The 25,597-nt window shown below is 75.0% G+C and carries 19 protein-coding genes and 1 pseudogene; 19 read left to right on the top strand and 1 reads right to left on the bottom strand.

Annotated features, from left to right (window positions below; genetic code table 11):
• The first annotated feature begins 288 nt into the window (after positions 1 to 288).
• The 8 genes from ssd (at position 289) to HS99_RS09460 (ending at position 6,100) form a co-directional block, all read left to right on the top strand.
• On the top strand, positions 289 to 1,413 hold the full coding sequence (gene ssd / locus HS99_RS09490; protein WP_030556783.1) for a septum site-determining protein Ssd: 1,125 nt from the start codon (positions 289 to 291) through the stop codon (positions 1,411 to 1,413).
• 83 nt (positions 1,414 to 1,496) lie between these two features.
• Positions 1,497 to 2,750: a TadA family conjugal transfer-associated ATPase gene (locus HS99_RS09485; protein WP_223886038.1), complete on the top strand. Its 1,254-nt coding sequence runs from the start codon at positions 1,497 to 1,499 to the stop codon at positions 2,748 to 2,750.
• Positions 2,747 to 2,914, top strand: coding sequence for a hypothetical protein (locus HS99_RS44725; protein WP_157846627.1), 168 nt, complete (start codon positions 2,747 to 2,749; stop codon positions 2,912 to 2,914). Before HS99_RS09485 ends, HS99_RS44725 begins: the two co-directional genes overlap by 4 nt.
• 16 nt (positions 2,915 to 2,930) lie before the next feature.
• Positions 2,931 to 3,926: a type II secretion system F family protein gene (locus tag HS99_RS47705; RefSeq protein WP_078938825.1), complete on the top strand. Its 996-nt coding sequence runs from the start codon at positions 2,931 to 2,933 to the stop codon at positions 3,924 to 3,926.
• A 182-nt stretch (positions 3,927 to 4,108) separates the two neighbouring features.
• On the top strand, positions 4,109 to 4,708 hold the full coding sequence (locus tag HS99_RS45780; protein ID WP_043389450.1) for a type II secretion system F family protein: 600 nt from the start codon (positions 4,109 to 4,111) through the stop codon (positions 4,706 to 4,708).
• Between the two features lie 81 nt (positions 4,709 to 4,789).
• A complete protein-coding gene (locus HS99_RS48110; protein WP_234355171.1) occupies positions 4,790 to 5,062 on the top strand; it encodes a DUF4244 domain-containing protein in 273 nt (90 codons plus the stop codon).
• Positions 5,063 to 5,147: 85 nt separating this feature from the next.
• Positions 5,148 to 5,543 carry a TadE family type IV pilus minor pilin gene (locus HS99_RS09465; RefSeq protein ID WP_030289403.1) on the top strand — a complete coding sequence of 132 codons (396 nt, stop codon included), beginning with the start codon at positions 5,148 to 5,150 and terminating at the stop codon, positions 5,541 to 5,543.
• Entirely contained in the window at positions 5,531 to 6,100 is a 570-nt protein-coding gene (locus HS99_RS09460; protein WP_050366703.1) for an Rv3654c family TadE-like protein, read from the top strand. Before HS99_RS09465 ends, HS99_RS09460 begins: the two co-directional genes overlap by 13 nt.
• Here HS99_RS09460 and HS99_RS09455 read toward each other — a convergent pair.
• Positions 6,095 to 8,458 carry a DEAD/DEAH box helicase gene (locus HS99_RS09455; RefSeq protein ID WP_072654991.1) on the bottom strand — a complete coding sequence of 788 codons (2,364 nt, stop codon included), beginning with the start codon at positions 8,456 to 8,458 and terminating at the stop codon, positions 6,095 to 6,097. The genes HS99_RS09460 and HS99_RS09455 overlap by 6 nt on opposite strands.
• Positions 8,459 to 8,680: 222 nt before the next feature.
• Between HS99_RS09455 and bldG the strand changes: the two genes are divergently transcribed.
• From bldG to HS99_RS09405, 11 genes and pseudogenes are all read left to right on the top strand, one after another.
• Positions 8,681 to 9,022, top strand: coding sequence for an anti-sigma factor antagonist BldG (bldG, locus tag HS99_RS09450; protein WP_030289397.1), 342 nt, complete (start codon positions 8,681 to 8,683; stop codon positions 9,020 to 9,022).
• Between the two features lie 163 nt (positions 9,023 to 9,185).
• Positions 9,186 to 9,605 (top strand): ATP-binding protein, encoded by a 420-nt coding sequence (locus HS99_RS09445; RefSeq protein ID WP_030556797.1) that lies wholly within the window; start codon positions 9,186 to 9,188, stop codon positions 9,603 to 9,605.
• A gap of 201 nt (positions 9,606 to 9,806) precedes the next feature.
• Positions 9,807 to 10,169, top strand: a pseudogene (locus HS99_RS40880) (cyclophilin-like fold protein).
• A gap of 178 nt (positions 10,170 to 10,347) precedes the next feature.
• Positions 10,348 to 11,121, top strand: a complete 774-nt coding sequence (locus tag HS99_RS42380) for a hypothetical protein (protein ID WP_050366704.1) — start codon at positions 10,348 to 10,350, stop codon at positions 11,119 to 11,121.
• Positions 11,122 to 11,545: 424 nt separating this feature from the next.
• Entirely contained in the window at positions 11,546 to 13,078 is a 1,533-nt protein-coding gene (locus HS99_RS09435; protein WP_030289390.1) for a DUF7059 domain-containing protein, read from the top strand.
• Between the two features lie 300 nt (positions 13,079 to 13,378).
• The gene (locus tag HS99_RS09430; RefSeq protein WP_030289388.1) at positions 13,379 to 13,846 is read left to right on the top strand and encodes a DUF3592 domain-containing protein; all 468 of its coding nucleotides are present in this window, start codon (positions 13,379 to 13,381) and stop codon (positions 13,844 to 13,846) included.
• Positions 13,847 to 14,189: 343 nt separating this feature from the next.
• Entirely contained in the window at positions 14,190 to 17,069 is a 2,880-nt protein-coding gene (gene topA, locus HS99_RS09425) for a type I DNA topoisomerase (protein WP_030289386.1), read from the top strand.
• 323 nt (positions 17,070 to 17,392) lie between these two features.
• Entirely contained in the window at positions 17,393 to 20,812 is a 3,420-nt protein-coding gene (tmk, locus tag HS99_RS09420; RefSeq protein ID WP_063737816.1) for a dTMP kinase, read from the top strand.
• Positions 20,813 to 21,107: 295 nt separating this feature from the next.
• Positions 21,108 to 22,319, top strand: a complete 1,212-nt coding sequence (locus HS99_RS09415) for a DNA polymerase III subunit delta' (RefSeq protein ID WP_030556801.1) — start codon at positions 21,108 to 21,110, stop codon at positions 22,317 to 22,319.
• A 289-nt stretch (positions 22,320 to 22,608) separates the two neighbouring features.
• Positions 22,609 to 23,787 (top strand): alpha/beta hydrolase, encoded by a 1,179-nt coding sequence (locus HS99_RS09410; RefSeq protein ID WP_030556802.1) that lies wholly within the window; start codon positions 22,609 to 22,611, stop codon positions 23,785 to 23,787.
• Between the two features lie 123 nt (positions 23,788 to 23,910).
• A complete protein-coding gene (locus HS99_RS09405; RefSeq protein ID WP_078958704.1) occupies positions 23,911 to 25,596 on the top strand; it encodes an alpha/beta hydrolase in 1,686 nt (561 codons plus the stop codon).
• Position 25,597 lies beyond the last annotated feature (1 nt).

Below are 25,597 nucleotides of genomic sequence, written 5' to 3'. Positions count from 1 at the left end.
CGGGGCGGCGGAGAGCCGGTTCATCTCCGTGATCCCCTTTCGTCAATTCTTCGACGAATAGCCCCCCGCCCGGGTGAACGTTTTCATCCACAGCCCCCGAGTTATCCACAGGCAATCGGAACGTGGATGACGGAATCCGGATCTCCCCCCACCGTGATGGTCGGCGGCGGTCGCCGGGCAGGGCCTCATCCCCCCTTCTTCCAGAGGCCCGCCCGGCGGCCGTCCGTCGGAACCGTCCGACGCGCGTCGTGGCCACCCCGGTGGCCGCGGCGCAGAGGGGAGAACACCATGTCGACGCCGATTGCCGACCACGTCACCGCCGAAGGCCCCGCGGCCGCTGGGCCGCTCGTGGTCACCGCGGACGAGGGCCTGGCCGAGCACCTGCTGCGGCTCTGTGCGGCGGCGGGCACCGAACCCAGGCTGATCAGGGGCGCGCCGCCGCCGCGCGAGCTGTGGGACGCCGCCCCGTTGGTCCTGGTCGGGGATGACCAGGCGGAGCGCTGCGCGGGGCTGGGCAGGCGCGCCGGGGTGCTGCTGCTCGGGCTGGACCTCGACGATCCCGGGGTGTGGGTCAGGGCCGTCCAACTGGGCGCCGAGCACGTGCTGTTCCTGCCCGACGCCGAGGCCTGGCTGCTGGACCGGATCGCGGACGCGGCCGAGGGCGTCGGTTCGCCGGCGGTCACCGTCGCCGTGCTCGGCGGCCGGGGCGGCGCCGGGGCCTCCACGCTGGCCTGCGCCCTCGCTGTCACGGCCGCACGGACGGGGCGGCGGACGATGCTCCTCGATGGTGATCCGCTGGGCGGGGGTCTGGACGTCCTGCTCGGCGGGGAGACGGCGCGCGGTCTGCGCTGGCCCGACCTGGCCGGTGCGCGCGGACGGGTCAGCGGGGCCGAGCTGGCCCGGGCGCTGCCGGCCCTCAAACGGCTCTCCGCGCTGTCCTGCCTGTCCTGGGACCGCGGCGACACCCTGACTGTGCCGCCGGAAGCCATGCGCAGCGTGCTGGCCGCCGCCCGGCGACGCGGCGGGTTGGTGGTCGTCGACGTGCCCCGTCATCTCGACGCGGCCGCCGGACAGGCGCTGCAGCAGTCCGACCTGGCGCTGCTGGTGGTCCCGGCCGAGCTGCGCGCCGTGGCGGCCGCCGACCGGGTCGCTTCGGCGGCCCGGATGCGACTCGGGGACGTCCGGGCCGTGGTCCGGCCGGTGCGGGCCAGCGGGCTCCCGGCACACCGGATCGCCCGCGGGCTGCGACTGGAGCTGGCCGGGGAATTGGAACCGGAGCCGGGCCTGGCCGAGGACGTCGAGAAGGGCGTGCCGCCCGGGATGCGGGACGGCGGCCCACTCGCGCGCTTCTGCGCGACCTTCCTGAACGAAGTGCTACCGCCGGTGTCGGCGGTCGGAGGAGGTGTGTACTGATGGTCCGCCTGCGCAGAACAGGTCTTCGAGGCGGTGCCCCGGGCCCGGGCGACGGTGCGCGGGAGCACCGGCCGCTCCGGAGCGTGCCGCCGCCCGGCGGGCCGCCGTCGGCCGATCACGGGCCCTGCCCGTACGGCCGGACGGCCCGCGAGGAGCGGACGGCGGAGCTGGTGGACGCGGTGCGGCTGCGGCTCGCCGAGTCGGGGGCCGCCCCGACGGCGGGATCGGTCGCGGCCGTGCTGCGTGCCACCCGGCCGCCGCTCGGCGGGGACGAGGTGCTGGACACCGTGCGCTCGCTGCGCGCCGAACTGGTGGGTGCGGGCCCGCTGGAGCGGCTGCTGGCGGCGCCGGACGTCACGGACGTGCTGGTGAACGGTCCGGAGGAGGTGTGGGTCGACCGTGGCGGCGGCCTGCACCGGGCCACCGGAATCCGGTTCGCCGACGCCGAGGCGGTCCGGCGGCTGGCCCACCGGCTGGCCACCGCGGCCGGGCGGCGCCTGGACGACGCCCGGCCCTGGGTGGACGCCCGGCTGCCCGACGGCACCAGACTGCATGCGGTGCTGCCGCCGATCGCGACCGGCTGCACGCACATCTCGCTGCGGGTCTGCCGACCCCGGCCGTTCACGCTCGACGAGTTGACGGCGGGCGGAGCGCTGCCGCCGGAGGGCACCGAGCTGCTGGCCGGCATCGTGCGGGCCCGGCTGTCGCTGCTGGTCTCCGGCGGTACGGGTTCGGGCAAGACGACGCTGCTCGCGGCGCTGCTCGCCCTGGTCGGTCCGGACGAACGGATCGTGGTCGCCGAGGACTCCGCCGAGCTGCGCCCGGCCCACCCGCACGTGGTTCGGCTGCAGAGCCGACCGCCGAACCAGGAGGGGCTGGGCGAGTTCACCCTGCGGGACCTCGTCCGGCAGGCGCTGCGGATGCGCCCCGACCGGCTGGTGATCGGCGAGGTGCGCGGAGCCGAGGTGTCGGACCTGCTGGCCGCGCTCAACACCGGGCACGAAGGCGGCTGCGGCACCGTCCACGCCAATACGGCGGCGGACGTGCCGGTCCGGCTGGAGGCACTGGGCTCGCTCGCCGGGCTCGACCGGCCGGCGCTGCACAGCCAACTGCGCGCCGCGCTCGACGTGGTGGTGCACCTGGTCCGGGATCCGGGCTCGGGGCGCCGCCGGGTGGCGGAGATCCACACCCTGGCCGGGGACCGCGACGGGCTGGCCGTGACCATCCCGGCGGTGGAGTTCCCCCCGGCGGGTGGCTTGGTGCCCGGGGCGGGCTGGGAGCGACTGGTCAGGCTGCTGGCGGCGCGCGGAGTGGTCCTCGAGGCGGTGGCGCCATGAGCGCGGCGGCGGTGTCGGCGCTGACCACGTCGGTGTCGATGGCGTCGGCGGCCCAGGCGGCACGGGAGCTGCGGTTGGTCGAGATCGGGTTCGTGCTGCTGCTGGCCGGGTGCGCGACGGGTGCCCTGGTGCTGCTCCGGTCTTGCGGCCGGAAGAGGCGATGACGTGGAGGTGAGTGAGGTGACGCAGGAACAGATCGGGTTCTGCTGGGCGACGGTGCTCTGCCTGCTGACCGTCGCCGGGTGGCGTGCCGTCCAGGAACAGTTGCCGGGCGGGCGGCGCTCCAGACTGGTGCTGGCGGGCAGTGGGCCCCCGGTGTACGGGCCGGGCCCGCAGGCGGAACGACGGGGCTGGGCTCGGTTTCCGGGACTGCTGGTCCCCGAACTGTTGGTCCTGCCTGCGGGGTTGGCCTTCGGCCGGGCCACCGACTCGCCGGTACCGGTGCTCGCGGCCGCACTGGCCGTCCTTCCGTTGCGGCGGTGGCGGCTGCGGCGGCGCCTGGCCGCGGAGGCCGGGCAGCGGGCTGCGGCGGTGGTGGAGCTCTGCGCCGCGCTGGCCGGGGAGTTGCGCAGCGGCGCGACGCCGGAGCAGGCGCTGCACCTGGTCACCGCGCGGCTCGCCGCGGATCCGGAGGGGCTGCGCCGGCTCGGAGCCGAACCGGTGGCCCGGTTGGCCGCGGGCCGGTACGGCGGGGACGTTCCCGCCGCGCTCCTGTTGCTGGCCGAACTGCCAGGTGGCAGCGGGGCGGCGGCGATCGCGGCCTGTTGGCGGGTCGCCTCCGACGGCGGATCGGGGCTGGCCGCGGCGCTGGACCGGGTCGCCGAGGCGCTGCGCGGTGAACGGGAGTTGGCGGAGGAGATCGCCGGGGAGCTGGCCGGCCCGCGTACGACGATCGCGGTCCTGGCCGCCCTGCCGGGCGCGGGCCTGCTCCTGGGCAGTGGGCTAGGGGCACGCCCGCTGGAGGTCCTGCTGCACACCTCGGCCGGACTGGGCTGCCTTGCGGCGGGTGCGGCTCTGGAGGGTCTAGGGGTGCTCTGGACGGCCCGCATCGTCCGGGTGGCGGCCCGGGGCGCGCTGGAAGCCCCGCAGGGCGCTGAGTGGCCTGGTGGAGGCGGTGACGGGCGTCGAGGACCGCTGCAGGCGCGGGCGCTCGGTACCGGAGCGGGGGTGGCGTAATGCGAGGCCCCGGATGGATCGCGGCCGGGCCCCTCGCTGCGGCGGCGGTGACGGCGGCCGCCATGACGGTGGGGACGTTGCGGCGTACGGCCGGGCGGCGAGCGTTCGCCTGGGCGCCTGAGCGGGGCGCGGAGCGACGGCGAACGAGCCCGAGACGTCCAGGGCTTGGTCCTCTGCGGCGATTGGTCTCGGCGGTCGGCGCCGGGCTGGCGGTGGCGGTGCTGGTCGGGGATGTCGTCGGCGTCGTGGCCGGGGGACTGGCAGCGGCGGGGGTCCACCGCTGGTCGGCTCGGGCCCGTTCGCCGACGGATCGCCGGGCGGCGCTGGAGGAGGAACTGCTGACCAGGCAACTCCCACTGGGCGCTGAGCTGTTGGCGGCCTGCCTCGGATCGGCGGCACTGCCCTCGGTGGCGGTGTCGGCGGTGGGCCGGAGTGTGGGCGCACCGCTGGGGCCCAGGCTGGTGGCGATCGGAGCCGAACTGGCCCTGGGCGCACCGCCGGAACTGTGCTGGACCAGGCTGGGTGAACAGCACCCCGCACTGGCCCCGCTGGCACGCTGCCTGGTCCGGACGAGCCTCGGCGGGGCCCCTGTGGCCGGTCCGCTGATCGGACTGGCCCAGGCACAGCGGACAGCGGCCGCGCGGGCGGCCCACACCCGGGTCCGCCGGGCCGCGGTGCTCGCCACCGCGCCACTCGGGCTCTGCTTCCTCCCGGCCTTCGTCCTGATCGGCGTGGTGCCGGTGGTGATCGGCCTCACCAGCCGCTTCGCCCAGGCGATGTGAGTGGACGTCGGCTCCCGCGCCGCCGGAGTCACGGGAAAGACCGGAACGAAACCGGAAGAAAACTCCAGACAGGAGAGAACGATGACCGCAGTGATGATGATCAAGGCCGGGACCGGACAGCCGCTTCGGCAGTTGCTCGGGGGATGGCGACGGAGGAGTCGCGGGGCCGAGGGCCGGCTGCGCCGGACGGTCCGGCGCCGGGGCCGGTCGGACGCCGGAATGACCACCGCCGAATACGCAGTGGGAACGCTGGGCGCGTGCGCCCTTGCCGCCGGGCTCTACAAGGTGGTGACCAGCACGGCCATCACCGGGGCGCTGACCGAGATGCTGGAACGGGCACTCCATGCGACGTAGGGGCAGGCCGAGGCCCCGTGCTGCGCCCGTCCTCCGAGCGGCCGACGGGCGTTGCGGGAGCTCGGCGGCGGCACAGCGCCAGGCGGTGCGGTCGGCGCGGCGCGGGGACGGTGGCTTCGTCACGGCGGAGACGGCGGTGGTGCTGCCGGCGCTCGTCCTGCTCGCGGCGATGCTGATCTGGGGCGTACTCGCGGCGGCCGCGCAGATCACCTGCGTGGACGCGGCCCGGATCGGTGCCAGGGCGGCCGCGCGCGGGGAGACGGACGCCGTCGAACTCGCCCGCGCGGCGGCGCCGCCGGGAGCGCGGGTACGGCTGGCGGTCGCGGCGGACACGGTGCGGGTCGACGTGGACGCCCCGTGCGCGGGGCCGGGCCGGCTGGGCGGTCTGCTCGCGGTGCGGGTCGGCGCGATGGCCGTGGCCGCCCGGGAGGACGTACTGGGTGGCACCGCGGAGGGAGGTGGTGGCTCGTGGCCCGCCTGACCGGCCGCCGGTGGCCGGTGGAGCGGCTGGAGCGAGTCCGCACCGCCCGGGCCGCTGCGGCCGGCCGGCACGGGTACGGGGCGGACGCGGGCTCGGCGACGGTCTGGCTGCTCGCCCTGGCGATGCTGGGCACGGTGGCCTTCACCGCGACGATCGCGGTCGGTGCGGTGGTGGCCGCCCGGCACCGGGCCGAGTCGGCCGCCGACCTGGCAGCCCTCGCGGCAGCGGACCGGCTGCTGCTGGATCCGGACGGCGGCTGCGCTCGGGCCGCCGGGATCGCCGCGACGCAGGGCGCGGCTCTGGCGTCCTGCACGGTGGACCGCTCGGCGGACGCCGTCGAGGTGGTGGCCGAGGTGTCGGTGGGCGGGCTCCCGCTGCGGCTGCCGGTCGGCCCGGTGCGGGCGAGGGCCCGGGCCGGACCGCTTCGGGCTACGGTCACCGCGGCCGAGGGCGGCGCTGGTGCCGGCTCCGGTGCTGGCCCGGGTGCGGATGGCGGTGCCGGTGCAGGTCCCGGCGGTGTTCCGAGCAGCACGAGCGGTGCGGCGGCAGGGTCATGAAGCGGCCGGCGCTCCACCGTCCGGGCCCGCTGCGGAGCCGGTCCCCGGCGCCCCGGCCAGTAGGACGTCGAGCAGCCGGACGGCTGCCGCCTTGTCCAGTGGGTCGTTACCGTTGCCGCACTTGGGCGACTGGACGCAGGACGGGCAGCCGCGTTCGCACTCGCAGGAGGCGATTGCGGCGCGGGTGGCGGTGAGCCACGGGACGGCCCGCTGGAAGCCGCGTTCGGCGAAGCCGGCCCCGCCCGGGTGGCCGTCGTAGACGAACACCGTGGGCAGCCCGGTGTCGGGGTGCAACGGGACGGAGACGCCGCCGATGTCCCACCGGTCGCAGGTGGCGAACAGCGGCAGCAGGCCGATCGAGGCGTGTTCGGCGGCGTGGGCGGCGCCGGGCAGCCGGTCGAGCGGGAGGTCCGCGTCGAGCAGCTGGTCCTCGGTGACGGACCACCAGACCGCGCGGGTGCGCAGGGTGCGGGGCGGGAGGTCGAGCTTGCTCTCGCCCATGATCTCCCCGGTGGAGATCCGCTTGCGGAGGTAGCCGACCACCTGGTTGACCACCTCCACCGAGCCGAAGCTGAGCCGGCCCTCGCCCCACTGGACGGTGGTGTCGGTGTCAAGGACGGAGATGGAGGTGATGTCACGGGCGGCCGTCGTGTACGGCGGGTCGGCCGGTTCGACCAGGGCGACCGAGTCCTCCAGATCGAGTTCCCGGACCAGGTAGGTGCGTCCCTGGTGGAGGTGGACGGCCCCGGTGTGCACGGTGGTGTGGGCGGCCGCGGCGTCCACCGTGCCGAGCAGCCGGCCGGTGTCGGCCTCGACGATCTGCACCGGGCTGCCGCCGCTCCCGCGCAGGTCGACGGCGTCGGCGGCGCGCTCCCGGCGGGTCCAGTACCAGGAGCCGTCGGCGCGCCGGCGCAGCAGGCCGCGCCGCTCCAGCACCGGCAGCAGTGGTGCGGTGGAGGGGCCGAACAGCTCCAGGTCGTCGTCGGTGAGCGGGAGTTCGGCCGCCGCCGCACACAGGTGCGGGGCGAGCACGTGCGGGTTGTCGGGGTCGAGCACGGTGGCCTCGACGGGCGTCGCGAACAGCGCCTCCGGGTGGTGCACCAGGTAGGTGTCCAGCGGATCGTCCCGGGCGATCAGGACGGCCAATGCGCCCTGGGCCTCACGCCCCGCCCGGCCCGCCTGCTGCCAGAGCGAGGCCCGGGTGCCGGGGTAACCGGCCATCAGGACGGCGTCGAGTCCGGAGATGTCGACGCCGAGTTCGAGAGCGGAGGTGGAGGCGAGTCCGAGCAGTCGGCCGGAGTGCAGGTCGCGCTCCAGGGCCCGGCGTTCGTCGGCGAGGTAGCCGCCGCGGTAGGCGGCCACCCGCTCGGCGAGCGGCCGGCCGAGCTGGTCCTGGGCCTGCAGCGCGACGAGTTCGGCGGCGCGGCGGGAGCGGACGAACACGACGGTCCGGGTCTGCCGTTCGACCAGGTCGGTCAGCAGGTGCGCGGCCTCGGCGGTGGCGGTGCGGCGTACCGGGGCGCCGTGCTCGCCGACGTTCTCGGTCAGCGGCGGCTCCCAGAGGCCGAAGACCATGGGCCCGCGCGGCGAGGCGTCCTCGGTGACGGCCACGGCGGGCAGGCCGGTCAGCCGCCGGGCGGTCACGGCCGGGTCGGCGGTGGTGGCGGAGGCGAGCAGGAATGCGGGTGACGAACCGTAACGGGCACAGATGCGGCGCAGCCGCCGCAGCACCTGGGCGACGTGCGAGCCGAACACGCCCCGGTAGCTGTGGCACTCGTCCACGACCACGTAGCGCAGCGCCTTGAGGAAGGAGGCCCAGCGGGCGTGCGCGGGCAGGATGCCCCGGTGCAGCATGTCCGGGTTGGTGAGCACGTAGGAGGCGTACTGGCGCACCCATTCGCGCTCCTCCGGCGGGGTGTCGCCGTCGTACAGGGCTGCCCGGACCCTCGGCGGGGCGAGTTCGGCGGCGCGGCGGCGCTGGTCGGCGGCCAGCGCCTTGGTCGGAGCCAGGTAGAGCGCGGTGGCGCCGCGGCCGTTGCGGGCCTCGGTGCCCTCCAGCAGATCGCTGAGCACGGGCGCCAAATAGCCCAGCGACTTGCCCGAGGCGGTGCCTGTGGCGATGACCACAGTCTGGCCGGTTTTGGCCAGGTTCATCGCTTCTGCCTGGTGCGCCCAGGGCTGTTCCACCCCGATGTCCCGGGCCGAGGCGACGATCTCCGGTCGGATCGAGTCGGGCCACGGTGAATAACGCGCAGGTCGGGCGGGAAGGTGCTCCGTATGGGTGAGCCGATCGGCCCGGCCCCGACTGGTGGACAGGGTCGTGAGCAGTGCCTCGGGCAGGCTGTGTCGGGGCGGCATGAGGACCCAGTGTGTCACCGGCGTGACGCAGAATCGTCGTAAGCCATCGTGCGGGCATGGTCGCAGGTGGTTGAATGTGGCCGTGACGGCCGTACGGCCGTGGGTCGCAGCGCTGAGGCTTGCCACGCGTTGGCTTGGCGTGCCCGGGCTCGCGACCATGCGGTGGCGGCCGTCCGGCCGAGGATCGCACATGACGTAGCAAGGCAAGGTGCTGGAGGTTCCGTGGACCTGTCCCTGTCGACCCGCGCAGTCGGCGATCGTACGGTCGTCGAGGTTGGCGGCGAGATCGATGTGTACACCGCCCCGAAGCTGCGGGAGCAGCTGGTCGAGCTCGTCAACGACGGCAAGTACCACCTCGTCGTCGACATGGAGGGCGTTGACTTCCTCGACTCGACCGGTCTGGGCGTGCTGGTCGGTGGCCTGAAGCGGGTACGTGCCCACGAGGGCTCGCTGCGCCTGGTGTGCAACCAGGAGCGTATTCTCAAGATCTTCCGGATCACCGGTCTGACCAAGGTCTTCCCGATCCACACCTCGGTGGACGACGCGGTCTCCGCGACCGACTGACGCGTCCGGGCCGGTCCACGTGGTCGGCCCGCCCGTTCCAACGCGTCCGGGGCGCAGGGGCCCGTATGAGGACCCGTGTTCCCCGGACGCCTCAGGGCCGGTCGAGTGCCGGCCCCGCGGGGCCGCACCGTCGGCTCCGGTCGGAGCACCCCGAGGGGGAGAGATGGCAACCGTCGAACTTCGATTCAGCGCGCTTCCCGAGCACGTGCGGACGGCCAGGCTGGTCGCCGCGGCCGTCGCCAGACGGGCCGGGGTCGACGAGTCGGTGCTCGACGAGGTGCGGCTCGCGGTCGGTGAGGCGTGCTCGCGTGCGGTCGGCCTGCACCAGCGTGGTGGCATCGGCGGCACGGTGCGGGTCGCGCTGACCGACCAGGAGAAGCGTTTCCTCATCGAGGTCGAGGACGAAGCGGGCCCCGCTGCGGTCCCGGCCCCCGGTGCCGCCGAGGGCGGCGACCCGGACGACGACACCCTGGGCCTCGCTGTGATCACCGGTCTGGTCGAGGACCTGGAGGTCACCAAGGGTGCCGACGGTGGCGTGATCCGGATGAGCTGGCCGGTCTCGGCCGCCTCTGTCGCGGTCTGACCTCTCCGACCTCGTCGCGGTCCGTGGACCGCTTCCCGGCGGCGCCCGGGATTCCTTCCGGCGTTCCGCCTTCCGGCCTCGTGCCCTCCGGCGTTCCCGCCCTCCGGGCAGTCGTTGACAGATTGTTGAGCCTGGCGGTTCGCTGCTTCCGGCACGACCGGGTCCGATCCTCGATCGGACCAGTCGCGGAAGAGGAAGCACATACGCATCCTGTGGCCGGCCGGGCAGGCCACCGCCACGCTGTCGGCCACCCCCACCACCGAGGCACTCTGGCCCAGGCTGCCGATCAGTTCGACGACCGGCCCCTGGGGCGAGGAGGTCTACTTCCGCACGCCCGTCAGCGCGCCGCGCGAGGACGGCGCCCGGCAGGGCGTCGAGCCGGGCACGGTCGCGTTCTGGACCGATGGCTAGAGCCTCGCCCTGCCGTACGGCCCGACCCCGATCTCGCACGAGGGCGAGTGCCGACTGGCCAGTCCCTGCAACGTCCTCGGCGCGTTGGACGGGGACGCCCAGGTGCTGCGCACCGTCCGGCCGGGCGGTCCGATCAGGGTCGAGCGGGCCTGAGCGGCGGCGGGGGCGTGCTCTGAGCGGGCCGGGGTGGGAGTTCGGGCAGGGACGATCCGGGAGCCGAGCAGCGGCGCAGCCGAGGTGCCCGGCAGTCGAGCGGGCGGGAACCGGGCGCCTGGTGACGGCCGTGTAGGTTCGACGACCGAAGACGACCGAAACCGAAAGGCTTCTCCCGGTGAACAAGCGACTGCTGGCCGTACCCGCCCTCGGCGTGCTGCTCGCGTTCGGAGCCGTCGGCTGCGGCGGCGACGACAACAGCAAGCAGCTGGAGTCCTGGGCGTCGAACGTCTGCGGTGCGGCCAAGGACCCGATCGCCCAGGCACAGACCGCCCTCGCCGACACCGGCCAGGTGAAGACCGGCGAGTCCCCGGCCGACCTGCAGAAGCGGCTCTCGACGGACATCGGGCGACTCGCCAAGACCAACCAGGACATCGGGGCCGCCATCGACGCGGCCGGTGTGCCCAAGGTGGACAACGGAGCGGCGCTGCAGAAGAACACCGTCGACGAGCTGAAGAAGGCGTCCGACGGCTACCTGGACGTCCAGAAGAAGCTGGACGCGCTGCCCAACAACGACCAGGCGAAGTTCGCGGACGGGCTGCACAGCGTCGCCGACCGGCTGCAGCAGCTGTCCTCGCTGTCCACGCAGGCGCAGGCCAAGCTGCAACGCGGCGACCTGGGCGCGGCGATGGCCAAGCAGGAGGGCTGCAAGCCCACCCAGACGACCCCGAGCGCCGGGGCGAGCGGCCGTGCCGGCGGTTCCCCGGCCACCGGGGGCGCGAGCGCGAGCCCGAGCGCCGGTGCCTCCGCCTCGGCAGGCGCCCCCAGCGGTACCCCCGCGCCGGGCGCGACGGACACCGCGAGCCCGGCGGCCACCCCCTCGGCGGGCGCCTCCACCACCCCGGCGGCCTCGGCCACGACCCCGGCCACTCCGGCACCCAGCGCGAGCTGATCGAGGGCGCGGAGAAGCGGGGGAGGAAGGCGGGGAAGGTCAGGGAAGCAGCAGGGGCCGGGGCCGTTCAAGGGAACGGCCTTCCCCGGACCCTGACCCAGACCCTGACCCAGACCCGGACCCGGGCCCGGATCCGACCTCGGCCCCGGCGCCTGCGTTCGCGGTCGGTGTTCCGGTCCGGACGGTGGGGGACTCAGCCGTGGCAGGGGGCGTGTGGGTGAGGGCGCGCTCCTGCTGAGGGGTGGGGCCCCCTGGCCCGGGGCGAGGTGGTGATTGGCCCGCCCCCCGGTGGCGGACCGACCGCGCGCCGGCCCGGACAAGCCTGTAGCGGGCCGGGACCGGCCGAGGGCGGGCCCTCGCCCGTTCCGTGTGGACTGGTGGGCCGGTGGGGCCGGGGCGGGGTGGACCGGGGGACAATGGCGGGGTGATCAGTAGCCCCGTTCTCGACCCGACCCGTCTGGCCAAGCTGCGCGAGGCGCTGCTGGCCGCCTCGTTCACCGCCGATGGGTGCCTGGACCTGCTGGGGCCCACCGGCTACGCGGCGTTGGCCCGTAGCGAGGCCGTTCCGGCACTGCGTGCGACGCGCGGCGGCACCCCGCTGGAGACCCTGGTGCGGCTGTTCCTGCTGCAGCAGCCGGTGCCGTACAAGGCGGCGGCCGCCGCGCTACCGGTGGAGGACTGCCTGGCGGACGGCTGGCTGCGCCCGGACGGCGATCTGGTGCGCGCCACGGTGGACGTTCGGCCGTACGCCAACGAGGTGGCCGGGCTCCCGAGTTCGGATGCCTGGGTGGTCTCCGACCTGGGGTGCGCGGTGGGCGGCGCGGGTGGGATCGGCTCCGGCGAGACCGCGCACGGGGTGTCCCGCAAGGACCTGGTGCTGGGGGTCGGCGGGGCGTCCACGACGCTGGCCAACATCACCGTGCGCCGGCCCGTCCGGGCCGCGCTGGACCTCGGTTCGGGCTCCGGGGTGCAGGCGCTGCACGCCGCCCGGCACGCCCGTAGCGTCACCGCCACCGACCTCAACCCGCGCGCGCTGCGGTTCACCGAACTGACCCTGGCGCTGTCCGGGTTCGAGAACACCGAGGCGCTCACCGGGAGCCTCTTCGAGCCGGTCGGGGAGCGGAAGTTCGACCTGATCGTCTCCAACCCGCCGTTCGTCATCTCGCCAGCCGGCCGGTTCACCTACCGTGACGGCGGCATGGCCGGGGACGACCTGTGCCGCAGTCTGGTGCGCTCGGCCGCCGAGCACCTGGAGCCGGGCGGCTACTGCCAGTTGCTCGCCAACTGGCAGCACGTCAGGGGCGAGGACTGGCGCGAGCGGCTGGCCGGCTGGGTGGCGGGCACCGGACTGGACGCGTGGATCGTTCAGCGCGAGGTCCAGGACGTGGCCCAGTACGCCGAGTTGTGGCTGCGCGACGGCGGTGACCACCGCGGTCCCGGCGGCGACTACCAGGCCCGGTACGGCGAGTGGCTGGACGCCTTCGAGGCGGGCCGGGTCGAGGGCATCGGAATGGGCTGGATCACCCTGCGGGCCGGCGGAGCCGAGCGTCCGATCGTACGGGTGGAGGAGTGGCCGCACCCGGTGGAGCAGCCGCTCGGCCCGCACATCGACGAGTGGTTCGACCGGCAGGACTTCCTGCGCTCGCACGACGACGCGGGCCTGCTCGCGGCCCGCTACGTGCTGGCCGACGAGGTGGTGCAGGAGCAGGTCGGCGCGCCGGGGGCGGAGGACCCGGAGCACGTGGTGCTGCGGCACAACAGGGGCATGCGGCGGGCCACCAAGGTGGACACCGTCGGCGCCGGGTTCGTCGGGGTCTGCGACGGGACGCTGTCGGCGGGCGAGATCGTGGACGCCATCGCGCACCTGCTGGGCGAGGACCGGGTCGTGCTCCGGGACCGGGTGCCGGAGTCGCTCCGGCTGCTGACCGAGCAGGGGTTCATCAACCCGGTTCGCTGAGGCCCGGTTCGCTGAGGCCGGGTCGGTATGGCCCGGTGAAGCCCGCTCCGGCGAGGCCTGCCCGGCAAGGCCCGTCCGGCGAAGGCCGGTCCGGTCAGGCCGGTCCGGTCAGGCCGGTCAGGCCCGTCCGGCAGCTCCCTCGAGCCGCCACGGCCCCGCGTGAGGCTGCGGATCCCCCCGTTCACCTGCCGGTGCCCCCAGGTTCGCCCCGTGGTCCCCGCTCGGCCGCCCCCTGTTGGTCGGCTGCTGTGAGGCTCTGTCCACAGGCTGTGGACAGAGCTGGGGAGCCGGGGGCCAGGGGTGGACACGACGACGGCGGCCGTGAGCGGGCTGGTGCTCGCGCTCTTCGGTGGCGTGCTGTTGCTGTGGTGCGCCGCCGAAGTGCGCCTGCGCCACTGGGTGCGCCGCCGGGGGGTGTCGGCGGTGGCCACGGTCGTCGCCGAGAACGACGCGCACGGTCAGCTCGACAGCGCGCCGCTGCTGTCCTTCTCAGTGCTGTCGCCGGAGGGTTGCGCGGACCGCTCCGGGGCCGGCCGGATCGCCGAACTCGTGCTCACCCGCCCGCGCGGGCACACCCCGCTGCGCCGGCCGGAGCGTTTCGCCCCCGGCGCCCCGGTGCGGATCTGCTACGACCCGGACCGCCCCTGCCGGGCCGTGCTGGCGGCCGGGGAGGCCGGCCGGGCGGCGGCCGTCGACCTGCTGTGGGGTGCACTGGGCGCGGCCTGTCTGGTGGCGGGCGCCGGACTTCTGGCCGCGTTGGGCCGCTGAGGCCCCGGCGTGATCCGGAGGGCGCAGTACCGCATACCGCGAGCGCCCCGATTTATCCGTTGACAGATCTTGAAATCCGTCATTCCATCCTCCGGAACCTGCCGAAGCCCCCCTCCACGGGGCGCGAACCTCCGTCATCGGGTTACCGTTCGAGTGGCGTCGGTGAGCGCGGCAAGCGAAAAAGCGGGATCCGTCCGTTTGACAAGGGTGGCCGGGGTACGGTCACACTCCGCTGGTGGGGTGTCGTTCAGCGGCGACCCCGGGACGGTGGAGGGGTCGGGCGGAGCGCAGCCCGTGCTGCCAGCGCCGACCAGCCAATCAGGACCGGGAGAGAAGAGCGAAGGTGTCCCCGAGCAGCGAGACCGCGCACGGACAGCGACTCGTCATTGTCGAGTCGCCGGCCAAGGCGAAGACGATCAAGGGCTACCTTGGCCCCGGCTACATCGTCGAGGCGAGCGTCGGGCACATCCGCGACCTGCCCAGCACCGCGGCCGAGGTGCCGGACAAGTACACCGGCGAGGTGCGCCGCCTCGGAGTGGACGTCGACCACGACTTCGCGCCCATCTACGTGGTCAACGCGGACAAGAAGTCCCAGGTCAGCAAGTTGAAGTCGCTGCTCGCGGAGTCCGACGAGCTCTTCCTCGCCACCGATGAGGACCGCGAGGGCGAGGCCATCGCGTGGCACCTCCAGCAGGTGCTCAAGCCCAAGGTGCCGGTGCACCGGATGGTGTTCCACGAGATCACCAAGACGGCGATCCAGGAGGCGGTGGCCAACCCGCGCGAGCTGAACCAGCGCCTGGTCGACGCCCAGGAGACCCGCCGCATCCTCGACCGCCTCTACGGCTTCGAGGTCTCGCCGGTGCTGTGGAAGAAGGTCATGCCGAAGCTGTCGGCGGGCCGGGTGCAGTCCGTGGCGACCCGTCTGGTGGTCGAGCGGGAGCGTGAGCGGATGGCCTTCCGCACCGCCTCGTACTGGGACCTGGTCGGCACCTTCGGCACCGGTCGCACGCCGGCCGACGCCGCCAACCCGGAGACCTTCGGCGCCCGGCTGGCCTCGGTCGACGGCAAGCGGATCGCCAGCGGCCGTGACTTCGGTTCGGACGGCCGGCTCAAGGCCGGCAGCACCAACACCCTGCACCTGGACGAGCAGGCCGCCCGCCAGCTGGCCGCCGCCCTGGCGCAGACCGCGTTCAGCGTCCGCAGCGTCGAGTCCAAGCCCTACCGCCGCTCGCCGTACGCGCCGTTCCGCACCACCACGCTCCAGCAGGAGGCCAGCCGCAAGCTGGGCTTCGGCGCCAAGCGGACCATGCAGGTGGCCCAGAAGCTGTACGAGAACGGCTTCATCACCTATATGCGCACCGACTCCACCACCCTGTCGGACACCGCGATCGCCGCCGCCCGCGCGCAGGTCACCCAGCTCTACGGCGCGGACTACCTGCCGGACGCCCCGCGCACCTACGCCAGCAAGGTCAAGAACGCCCAGGAGGCGCACGAGGCCGTCCGCCCCTCCGGCGACCGCTTCCGCACCCCCGCCGAGACCGGGCTGAGCGGCGACGACTTCCGGCTGTACGAGCTGATCTGGATGCGCACCGTCGCCTCCCAGATGAAGGACGCGGTCGGCCAGTCGGTCACCGTCCGGGTCGGCGGCGCCTCCGCCGACGGCCGGGACGTCGAGTTCTCCGCCTCCGGCAAGATCATCACCTTCCACGGCTTCCTCAAGGCCTACGTCGAGGGCGCCGACGACCCGAACGCCGAGCTCGACGACCGCGAGCGCCGGCTGCCCCAGGTCGCCCAGGGCGACCCGCTGGCCGCCGACCGGATCACCCCGGAGGGCCACGCCACCAAGCCGCCGGCCCGCTACACCGAGGCCTCGCTGGTCAAGGAGCTGGAGGACCGGGAGATCGGCCGTCCCTCCACCTACGCGTCGATCATCGACACGATCATCCAGCGCAGGTACGTGTTCAAGAAGGGCACGGCGCTCGTCCCGTCCTTCCTCTCCTTCGCCGTGGTTAACCTGCTGGAGAAGCACTTCGGCCGGCTGGTCGACTACGACTTCACCGCCAAGATGGAGGACGACCTCGACCGGATCGCCGCCGGTGAGGCGCAGTCCGTGCCGTGGCTGAAGCGCTTCTACTTCGGCGAGGGCGAGGGCGCGGCCGGTGCCGCCGCCGAGGCCGGCAACGGCGACGGCGACCACCTGGGCGGCCTGAAGGAGCTGGTCACCGACCTCGGCGCGATCGACGCCCGGGAGATCAGCTCGTTCCGGATCAGCGAGGACATCACCCTGCGGGTCGGCCGCTACGGCCCGTACGTCGAGCGCGCCTCCGCCGTCGAGGGCGAGCCCGGCCAGCGCGCCGACATCCCGGACGAGCTGCCGCCGGACGAGCTGACCGTCGAGCTGGCCGAGGAGCTGCTGGCCAAGCCCAGCGGCGACTTCGAGCTCGGCCCGGACCCGGTCACCGGCAACATGCTGGTCGCCAAGGACGGCCGCTACGGCCCGTACGTGACCGAGATCCTGCCCGAGGGCACGCCGAAGACCGGCAAGAACGCGGTCAAGCCGCGCACCGCCTCGCTGTTCAAGACGATGTCGCTGGACACCGTCACCCTGGAGGACGCGCTGCGGCTGCTCTCGCTGCCGCGCGTGGTCGGCACCGACGCCGAGGGCGCGGAGATCACCGCGCAGAACGGCCGCTACGGCCCGTACCTCAAGCGCGGCACCGACTCCCGCTCGCTCACCAGCGAGGACCAGCTCTTCACGATCACCCTCGAAGAGGCGCTGGCGATCTACGCCCAGCCCAAGCAGCGCGGCCGGGCCGCCGCCGCCCCGCCGCTCAAGGAGCTGGGCACCGACCCGGTCAGCGAGCGCCCGGTGGTGGTCAAGGACGGCCGGTTCGGCCCGTACGTGACCGACGGCGAGACCAACGCCACGCTGCGCAAGGACGACGACGTCGAGACCATCACCCCGGAGCGCGGCTACGAGCTGCTCGCCGAGAAGCGGGCCCGCGGGCCGGTGAAGAAGGCGGCGAAGAAGGCCCCGGCGAAGAAGGCGGCGGCCAAGAAGACGACCACCACCAAGACGGCGGCGACCAAGACCGCCGCCAAGAAGACGGCCGCGAAGAAGACCACCACCGCCAAGACGGCGACGGCGAAGAAGACGGCCACGAAGAAGGCCGCGGCCGGCAAGACCGCCGCGGGCAAGGCCGCCGCCACCGACGAGGGCTGATCCCTCCGACAGCGGTACCACCGGGCCCGTGCCCCCCGTCCGGGAGCGCGGGCCCGGCGTTCGTCCGGGGGTGTGGGCCCGAGGCCCGTCCGGGGTCGGCGCGTGACCGGTACGGCTGCGGCGGCGCGGGACCGGGGGCCCACGGCGTCCGGGGCGGCCGTCTGGGACTGTGCGGCCCGGACGCCGGGACTGTGCGGGGCGGCCCCTGGTCCGTGCGGGGCGGCCGACCGCTCTGTGCGGGGATCGTCACAAGCCGGTGATGACGGGGAACCGGAACCCCGTTCATCTCAATCGGGCAAAGCCCAGACCGCTACGCTGACCGTATGACGAGCGAGGAGCAGCCCATCCCCAGCGCCGCCCCGGCCGCCAGAGCCACCGGGCCGGACCTGCCCGAGGTCGCGCCCGCCGGAACCCCCGTGGACCGGGCCCGGGCACTGTTGCGGACCAGGCCCTACCGGCGCCTGTGGACCACCCAGCTGATCGGCGGCACCGCCGACCGGCTCGGGCTTCTGGTGCTGCTCGCGCTCACCGTGATCGCCGCCGCCCGGGCAGGCCAGTTCGGCGACCTGCCGCGCAGCCTCGCCTTCGCCACCGCGGCGGTCCTGGCCGTTCGGGTGGTGGCCACCGGGCTGGTCGGCGTGGCGTTGCTGGAGCCGGTGCACCGGCTGGTCGCCGGGAAGCTCGACCGGCGCTGGACGTTGTTCGGCGCGGACGCGCTGCGAGCCCTGCTGATCGGCATCGCGCCCTGGTGGACGGTCTGGCTGGGCTCCGGCCCGAAGCCCTCCGGCGCGGCCACCTACGTGCTGCTCGCCACGGTGTTCCTCACCGGTGCCGCCGAGCGGGTGTGGGGGATCGCCAAGGCCGCCGCCGTCCCCGGCCTGCTGCCGCCGGCCAACCCGTACGCGCCCGCCGCCGAACAGCGGCCGGCCGCCGCCAACCTGGACACCGTCCGGAGTCTCGACCGGTTCACCGGCTGGGTCACCGTGGCGCTCGGCGCCGTCGGCCTGGTCGTCTTCACCCTGCTCAACAACATCGGCGCGGCGCTCGGCTCGGACTGGCTGCGTGCCCACCAGCTGACCTTCGCGTCGCTCGGTGCGGCCGGCCTGTTCGCCGCCGCGGCCGTCCGCGGCTACCTCCAGCAGCTGCCCGGCGGTCCGGTGGCCGTCGCCCCGCACTCGCCGCTGACCGGCCTGCGCGCCCCGACGGACGCGACCCCCGGCCCCGCCCTGAGCAAGGGCCGCACCGGCAGCGCCCCGTACTTCACCTTCGCCGTCGCGGCCGGGTTCGCCTCGATGGCGGGCGTCGCCGCACTGGCGCTGCTCACGGCCGCCGAGCACCGGGCCGGGCCGATCGGCTACGGCCTGATCGTGCTCGCGGCGGCCGGCGCCCCCGCGCTCGGTGCCGGGCTCACCCGGGCCACCCTGCCGTCGCTCTCCCGCCGCCGGCTGCTCGCGCTGGCGCTGCTCACCGAGGGCGTCGCGCTGATCCTGGCCGGGCTGGTGCTGGACTTCGTGCTGGTCCTGCTGCTCACCGTGGTGGCCGGGCTGGCCGCCGGGATCGTCGTCTCGGCCGGGCGCACCCTGCTCGCCCAGGAGGTCGAGGAGGCCCGGCTGCCCAAGGTCACCGAGCACCTGCACGCGGTGCTGCGGGCCGTGGTCGCCGCCGCGCTGGTCGCCGTGCCGCTGATCGCCGCGGCCTACGGGGACGTCGAGTACGGCACCGTCGAGCCCGGCTCCTTCACCTTCATCCACGGCGGGGCCGCCCTCGCCGTCGCCACCTCGGGCCTGCTCACGCTGGTGCTCGCCGCCGTCGTGCTGCTGCGCACCGACGACCGGCGCGGCACCGTGCCGTTCGGCCGGGACCTGGTGGACGCGGTGCGCGGCGGCAGCGGCCCGGTGCCGCACCGCGGCGCGGGCACCGGCTTCTTCATCGCCCTGGAGGGCGGGGACGGCGCCGGCAAGTCCACCCAGGCCCAGGCGCTCGCCGAGTGGATCCGCGGCAAGGGGCACGAGGTCGTGCTCACCCGCGAGCCCGGCGGCAGCCCGGTCGGCCAGCGGCTGCGCGGCCTCGTACTGGACGTCGGCAACACCGGCCTGTCCCACCGCGCCGAGGCGCTGATCTACGCCGCCGACCGCGCCGAGCACGTCGAGAACGTCATCCGGCCGGCCCTCGCCCGCGGCGCCGTGGTGATCACCGACCGGTACATGGACTCCTCCATCGCCTACCAGGGCGCCGGGCGCGACCTGGCCGCCACCGAGGTCGCCCGGATCTCCCGCTGGGCGACCGGCGGGCTGCTGCCCGATCTGACCGTGGTGCTGGACGTCGACCCGAACAGGGCCCGGGAGCGCTTCACCGAGGCGCTGGACCGGCTGGAGTCCGAGCCCACCGAGTTCCACCAGCGGGTCCGGTCCGGCTTCCTCGCCCTCGCGGCCGCCGACCCGGCGCGCTACCTGGTCGTGGACGGCAGCCAGGCCCCCGGCTCCGTCACCACCGCCATCCGGCACCGGCTCGACCGGGAGCTGCCGCTCTCCGAGCAGGAGAAGGCCGCGCGCGCCGAACAGGAGCGGCTGGCCAAGGAGGAGGCCGAGCGGCGCGCCGCGGAGGAGGCCCGCAAGAAGGCCGAGGAGGAGGCCGCCGAGCGCAAGCGCCAGGAGGTGCTGGCGCAGCTGCGGGCCGAGCAGGCCGAGAAGGAGCGGGTGGCCAAGGAGGAGGCGGAGCGGGCCGCCGCCGAGGCCCGGCGCAAGGCCGAGGAGGAGGCCCGCCGCCGCGCGGAGGAGGAAGCGCGCCGCCGCGCCGAGGAGGAAGCCCGTCGGCGGGCCGAGGAAGAGGCGCGGCTGGCCGCGGAGGCCGCCGAGCGCCAGCGGATCGCCGCCGAGGCGGCCGCCCAGGCGGAGCTCCAGCGGCAGCGGGAGCTGGCGCGCGAGGAGCAGCGGCGCCGGGCGGAGGAGGCGCTCCAGCGGGCCGAGGAGGCCCGGCTGGCTCAGGCCGCGGCGCTCGCGGCGGCTGCTGCGGCGGCGGAGACGGCTTCGGACCGAGCCGATTCGGGTTCTGGCTCCGGGACCGGTGTGGGTTCTGGGGCCGGTGCGGGTTCGGATCGGCCGGGTTCGGGTGCGGGTTCGGGTCCGTCGGGCCGGGACGCGGCCACGACGGAGTTGCGGGCGGTCCCGGAGAGCCCGCAGGGTGCGGCGGAGGGCCTCGGCGACGAGGCGACGCGCGAGCTGACCCTGCGCGATCGGCAGGCGGCCGTCCGGGCTGCGGAGGCCGCCGAGGCGACCACCCAGCTGCCCAGGGTTCCGGCGGCGGTGGACGAGACGGCGGTGCTGCCGAAGGTGCCGGCGGCGGACGAGACGGCCGTGCTGCCCAAGGTGCCGGCGGTGGACGAGACCGCGGTCCTGCCGCGGGTCGAGCCGGCTCGTCCCGGGGAGCAGGTGGACAGCACCCGCGAGCTGCCGGTGGTGGACGGTCGGTCGGCCGCCCAGCCGCTCGCTGCCCCGTCTGCGGTCGACCCGCAGTCCAGCGCCGAGCGGCCCCGGCCCGAGTGGGCCGAGGAGACCCCGATGGACGACCTGCCGAGCCTCACCGACACCCTGCTCGGCTCACGCGACGAGTGGGCGCGCTGGGAGCAGGGCGGCGGCCCGGGCGAGCCGGGCCCGCGCGACGGCGGTGACCGGCACGACGGGGACGACCGCCGGGGCGAGGGCGGCGGCAAGGGCAAGGGCCGGCGTTGGGGCCGCCGGGGCTGAGCCGGCCCGGACGACGGGCGGACGGATGGACGGATGGATGGACGGGCGGCGCCGTCGGGGCAGTGGTCCCCGGGGGCGCCGCCCGTCCCGTCGCTGTACTGCCGGCTGCGTGGTGCTGCCGGCTGCATGTCGCGGTGCTGCGTGCTGCGGTGCTGCGTGCTGCGGTGGCGCGTAGCTGGGCCGCACCCGTGACCCCCGTGACCCGGACGGAGCAGTGGCTGTCGGAGCGGAGACGTATGCTCGACGGCGGGGAATCGGCGCCGGGAGCGCTGCCGTACGGAGCTTGGGAGCAGCTGTGGCCGTCTGGGACGACCTGGTGGGCCAGGATCGGGTGGTCGACCAGCTGACCGCCGCGGCCCGGGCAGCCGGGGCGACGGTCGAGGCCGGCCGCGGTGCCGCTCCGGGCCAGGGCGGGAACGCCTCCCTGATGACCCACGCCTGGCTGTTCACCGGCCCGCCGGGGGCCGGGCAGGTCACCGCGGCGCGCGCCTTCGCGGCAGCCCTCCAGTGCACCAGTCCTGACCTCGCGCTCGGCGGCACGCCCGGCTGCGGGTTCTGCGACGGCTGCCACACCGTGCTGGCCGGCAGCCACGCCGACGTCAAGTACGTCCGGACCGACGGCCTGTCCATCGGTGTCGGCGACATGCGCGACCTGGTGCTGCGCGCCTCCAGCTATCCGACCGGTGGCCGCTGGTCGGTGATCCTGGTGGACGCCGCCCACCGGCTCACCGAGGCCGCCGCCAACGCGCTGCTCAAGGGGGTGGAGGAGCCCTCCCCGCGCACCGTCTGGCTGCTCTGCGCCCCCTCCGTCCAGGACGTGCTGCCGACCATCCGCTCGCGCTGCCGCCTGCTGGTGCTGCGCACCCCCGCCGCCGACGCGGTCGCCGACATGCTGGTCCGCCGGGACGGCGTCGACCCGGAGACCGCCCGGCTGGCCGCGCTCGCCGGGCAGGGCGACATCGAGCGCGCGCGCCGCCTCGCCGTGGACGAGCAGGCCCGCACCCGCCGCGCCGAGGTGCTGCGGATCCCGCTGGAGGTCGCCGACATCGGCGGCTGCCTGACCGCGGCCCAGCGACTGGTCGACACCGCCAAGGCCGACGCCGAGGCGCTCGCCGAGACCCAGGACGCCAAGGAGACGGGCGACCTGAAGGCCGTCTACGGCGCCGCCGAGGGCGGCAAGGCGCCGCGGGGCATGGCCGGGGCGGTCAAGGAACTGGAGAAGCGGCAGAAGAGCCGAGCCACCCGTACCCGTCGGGAGACCCTCGGGGTCGCGCTGCTCGACCTGCTCGGCTTCTACCGGGACGTGCTGGCGATCCAGTTGGGCTCCACCGGCGCGCTCGCCAACGAGGACCAGCGCCAGGCCCTGAACCGGGTTGCCCAGTCCGGACCGGCCGAGGGCACGCTGCGCCGGATCGAGGCGGTGCTCGCCTGCCGCACGGCGCTGGACCGCAACGTGGACCCGCTGCTCGCGGTCGAGGCGATGACGGTGGCGCTGCGGGCGGGCTGAGGCCGTCCGGCGTTCGGGCTCTCGCCGCCTCGTACCGGTTCACCGCCGTCTCGCTTTGTTGTTGTAGGCCTCCCGGAGTCGGTCCGGCGTCCCACCTTCGAGTGAACGGCCGGTACTCGCCGGGCACACCCGCGTGTGACGGCGCACCCGTTGTGCACGCTGGGGGCCGACTGTGCCCCGGCCGTACCCGGGCCTCCCCGTCCGGGAGGGCCCGCCGCCGGAGCGGTCGCCTCCTGTACGGCACTGGGTCCATCCCGGCGTCGGCCCTCCTCCCGAGGTGGTGCGTTCCGTGGTTCGTCCGCTCCTCGTCATCCCCCTGCTGGCTGCCGCTCTCGGCGGGATCTGGTTGGCACGCGGTGCGCTCCAGCGCTGGCGCGACCTGCGGGCCGCCGCGACCTACGAGCTCGCGGGCGAACGGTGGCCGATGCTGGTGCGGGCGGGCGGGGCGATGGTGTGCGGGGTGTGCGTCACCGCGCTGACGCTGCTCACCGCGCTCGGGGCGTTCGGTGTTCTGAGCAGGGGCCGGACGGGAGCGGACCGGGCGCAGTCCGCCGTGGACGCGGCCGAGGCGGGGGCCTGGCCCGGGTCGGTGCCGGAGACGGCGGTCCGGCAGCAGGCGGCGCCGCCCACGGCTGCCGCGTCGGCCGCGGCGTCGGGCGCCGCGACGTCGGCTGCGAGTGCGGCACCTGCCGGGGCGTCCGCCGTGGCCAGCCGCTTCGACAGCGTCGGGCACCCGGGCGGCGGCGAGTTGCTCCAGTCCGCCGTGCTCGGCCCCGACGGGAAGCCGCGCAACGTTCGGGTCTGGCTGCCGCCGCAGTACGCCAAGGAGTCGAACGCGCGTTTCCCGGTCGTGGTGATGCACGCCGCCACTCCCGGCAAGACCGCCGACGCCGAGGTGCCGGACGTCGTCGAGGGCGTCGGCGCCGCCCTGCAGACCGGCCGCATCCGTCCGTTCATCCTGGTCGCGCCCGAGGCGCCGAACGGCACCGCGCACCCCTGTGAACTGGTCGCCGCCGCCCCGGCCGCCGTCGCCGACGACGCGACGCTGCGGGTCACCATCGCCGCCTCCTTCCGCACCCTCCCGCCCGGCCCGACCTCCTGGGGCGCCCTCGGGGTCGAGGGCGGCGCGCCCTGCGCGGCCGCGGCCGGGCTGGCCAGGCCGGACCTCTACGGCGCGGCCGCCGCGGTCTCCGGCCGGTACGACGCCGCCGCGCTCGCCCAGACCGGAGCCGAGGCCCCCGCGGGCAGTTCGGCCAAGCTGTTGCTGGCCGCGGCCAAGGGCGACGCCGCCGGGCTGGACGCGGCCCGCAAGCTCCAGACCGCGCTCAAGGCAGGGCCGGGTCCGGCGGCCAAGGCCGAGGTGCGGGTCTCGGACAACGTGCAGGACTACACCGCGGACCGGGAGCGGCTGCGGCTGGTCCGGCAGGCCGCGCAGTTCCTGGCCGAGACGCTGACCAGGGCGTCCTGAGCTCCGGTCGGCGCTGGCCACCTGGTCGTTACGCTGCCCGGTACCCGGGTTGGGTGCCGGGCAGCGACGTTTCTTCGGTCTCGTACTTTCTCGGATTTTCCCGGCGTGGTGGAGAGGAAGCGGATGAGGGGCTTCGGGTGGGTGCGGGTGCGGGTGCGGGTGCGGGTGCCGGGCCGGGGCCGGGTGCCGGGCCGGGTGCAGGGCCGGGTTCCGGTCTGGGCGCGGGTGGCGGCAGTGGCGCTCGCGACCGGGCTGGTGGCGGTCTCGGCCGGCGGGTGCAGCGGGGGGCCGAGCGTGGCGTCCGGTGGGCCCGGCCCGTCCGACTCGACCGATTCCGCCGTACCCGGGGCGACCTCCGCCGTCACCCCGTTGGAGCCGCTGCCCACCGCCGCCACGGCCGCGCTCGCGCCGTACTACGCGCAGCGGCCGACCTGGCAGCCCTGCGATGGCGGGTTCGAGTGCACCACCTTCCGGGTGCCGATGGACTACGACCGCCCCGGCGACGGCGACCTCACCCTCTCGGCCGCCCGCGCGGCCGTCGAGGCGGCAGGTTCGGGCGACCCCCGGGTGGGTTCGCTGCTGCTCAACCCGGGCGGCCCCGGCGGCTCGGCGATCGAGTACCTGGAGGCCGTCGCCAGGACGTACGACCGCGCGGTGCGCGCTCGCTACGACCTGGTCGGCCTCGACCCGCGCGGGGTGGGCCGCAGCAACCCCGTCAGCTGCCTGAGCGGCGACCGGATGGACGCCTTCACCTCCGCCGACCTGGCCCCCGGCGACCAGCGGGCGATCGACGCGCTGGTCGCCGCCGACAAGGAGTTCGCCGAGGGCTGCCGCAAGCAGGCCGGGCCCGTCCTCGGCCACCTCAGCACCGTCGAGGCGGCCCGCGACATGGACGTGCTGCGTGCCCTGCTCGGCGACGAGCGGCTGAACTTCGTCGGAAAGTCGTACGGCACCTTCCTCGGCGCCACCTACGCCGGGCTGTTCCCGAGCCGGGTCGGACGGGTGGTGCTGGACGGCGCGATGGACCCGGCGCTCGACTCCGTCACCGGCAACCGAACCCAGGCCGGCGGCTTCGAGACCGCCTGGGCCGCCTTCGCCAAGGACTGCGCCAAGCGCGAGGACTGTCCGTTCGGCCGCACCGAGCAGCAGGTCGGCGAGCAGCTCACCGCCCTGCTCGCGGCCGTCCACGCCAACCCGCTGCGCAGCAGCGACCACGGGCGCCGGCTCACCGGGTCCCAGGCCACCACCGGGGTCGTCCAGGCCCTGTACGCCGAGTTCCTGTGGCCCGAGCTGCGCACCGCGCTCAGCGACGCCAAGGCGGGCGACGGCACCGGGCTGCTGAAGCTCTCCGACGCCTACTACGGGCGTGAGGCGGACGGCTCGTACCCCAACATGATGTTCGCCAACGCGGCGGTGAACTGCCTCGACCTGCCCGCCCCGTTCCGCTCGCCGGAGGACGTCCAGCGGGCGGTGCCGGACTTCGAGCGGGCCTCGCCCCACTTCGGGCGGGACATCGCCTGGATGGCGTTGACCTGCGCCTACTGGCCGGTCCGGGCCACCGGCGCGGCGCACACCATCCGGGCCGCCGGCGCCGCCCCGATCGTCGTCGTCGGCACCACCCGCGACCCGGCCACGCCGTACGACTGGGCCCGGTCGCTGGCCGGGCAGCTGGAGTCCGGCCGGCTGCTGACCTACGACGGGGACGGCCACACCGCGTACGGGCGGCGCAGCACCTGCGTGGACGGCGCGGTCAACCGGTTCCTGCTCACGGGAGAGGCGCCGGAGCAGGACAGGCGCTGCGACTCGTAGT

Origin of the sequence: Kitasatospora aureofaciens (assembly GCF_001188955.3) — a bacterium.
In the GTDB taxonomy this organism is placed as follows: Bacteria; Actinomycetota; Actinomycetes; order Streptomycetales; family Streptomycetaceae; genus Kitasatospora; species Kitasatospora aureofaciens.
Note: the sequence above shows the minus strand (reverse complement) of the source record. Positions and strands in the feature narration are given on the sequence as shown.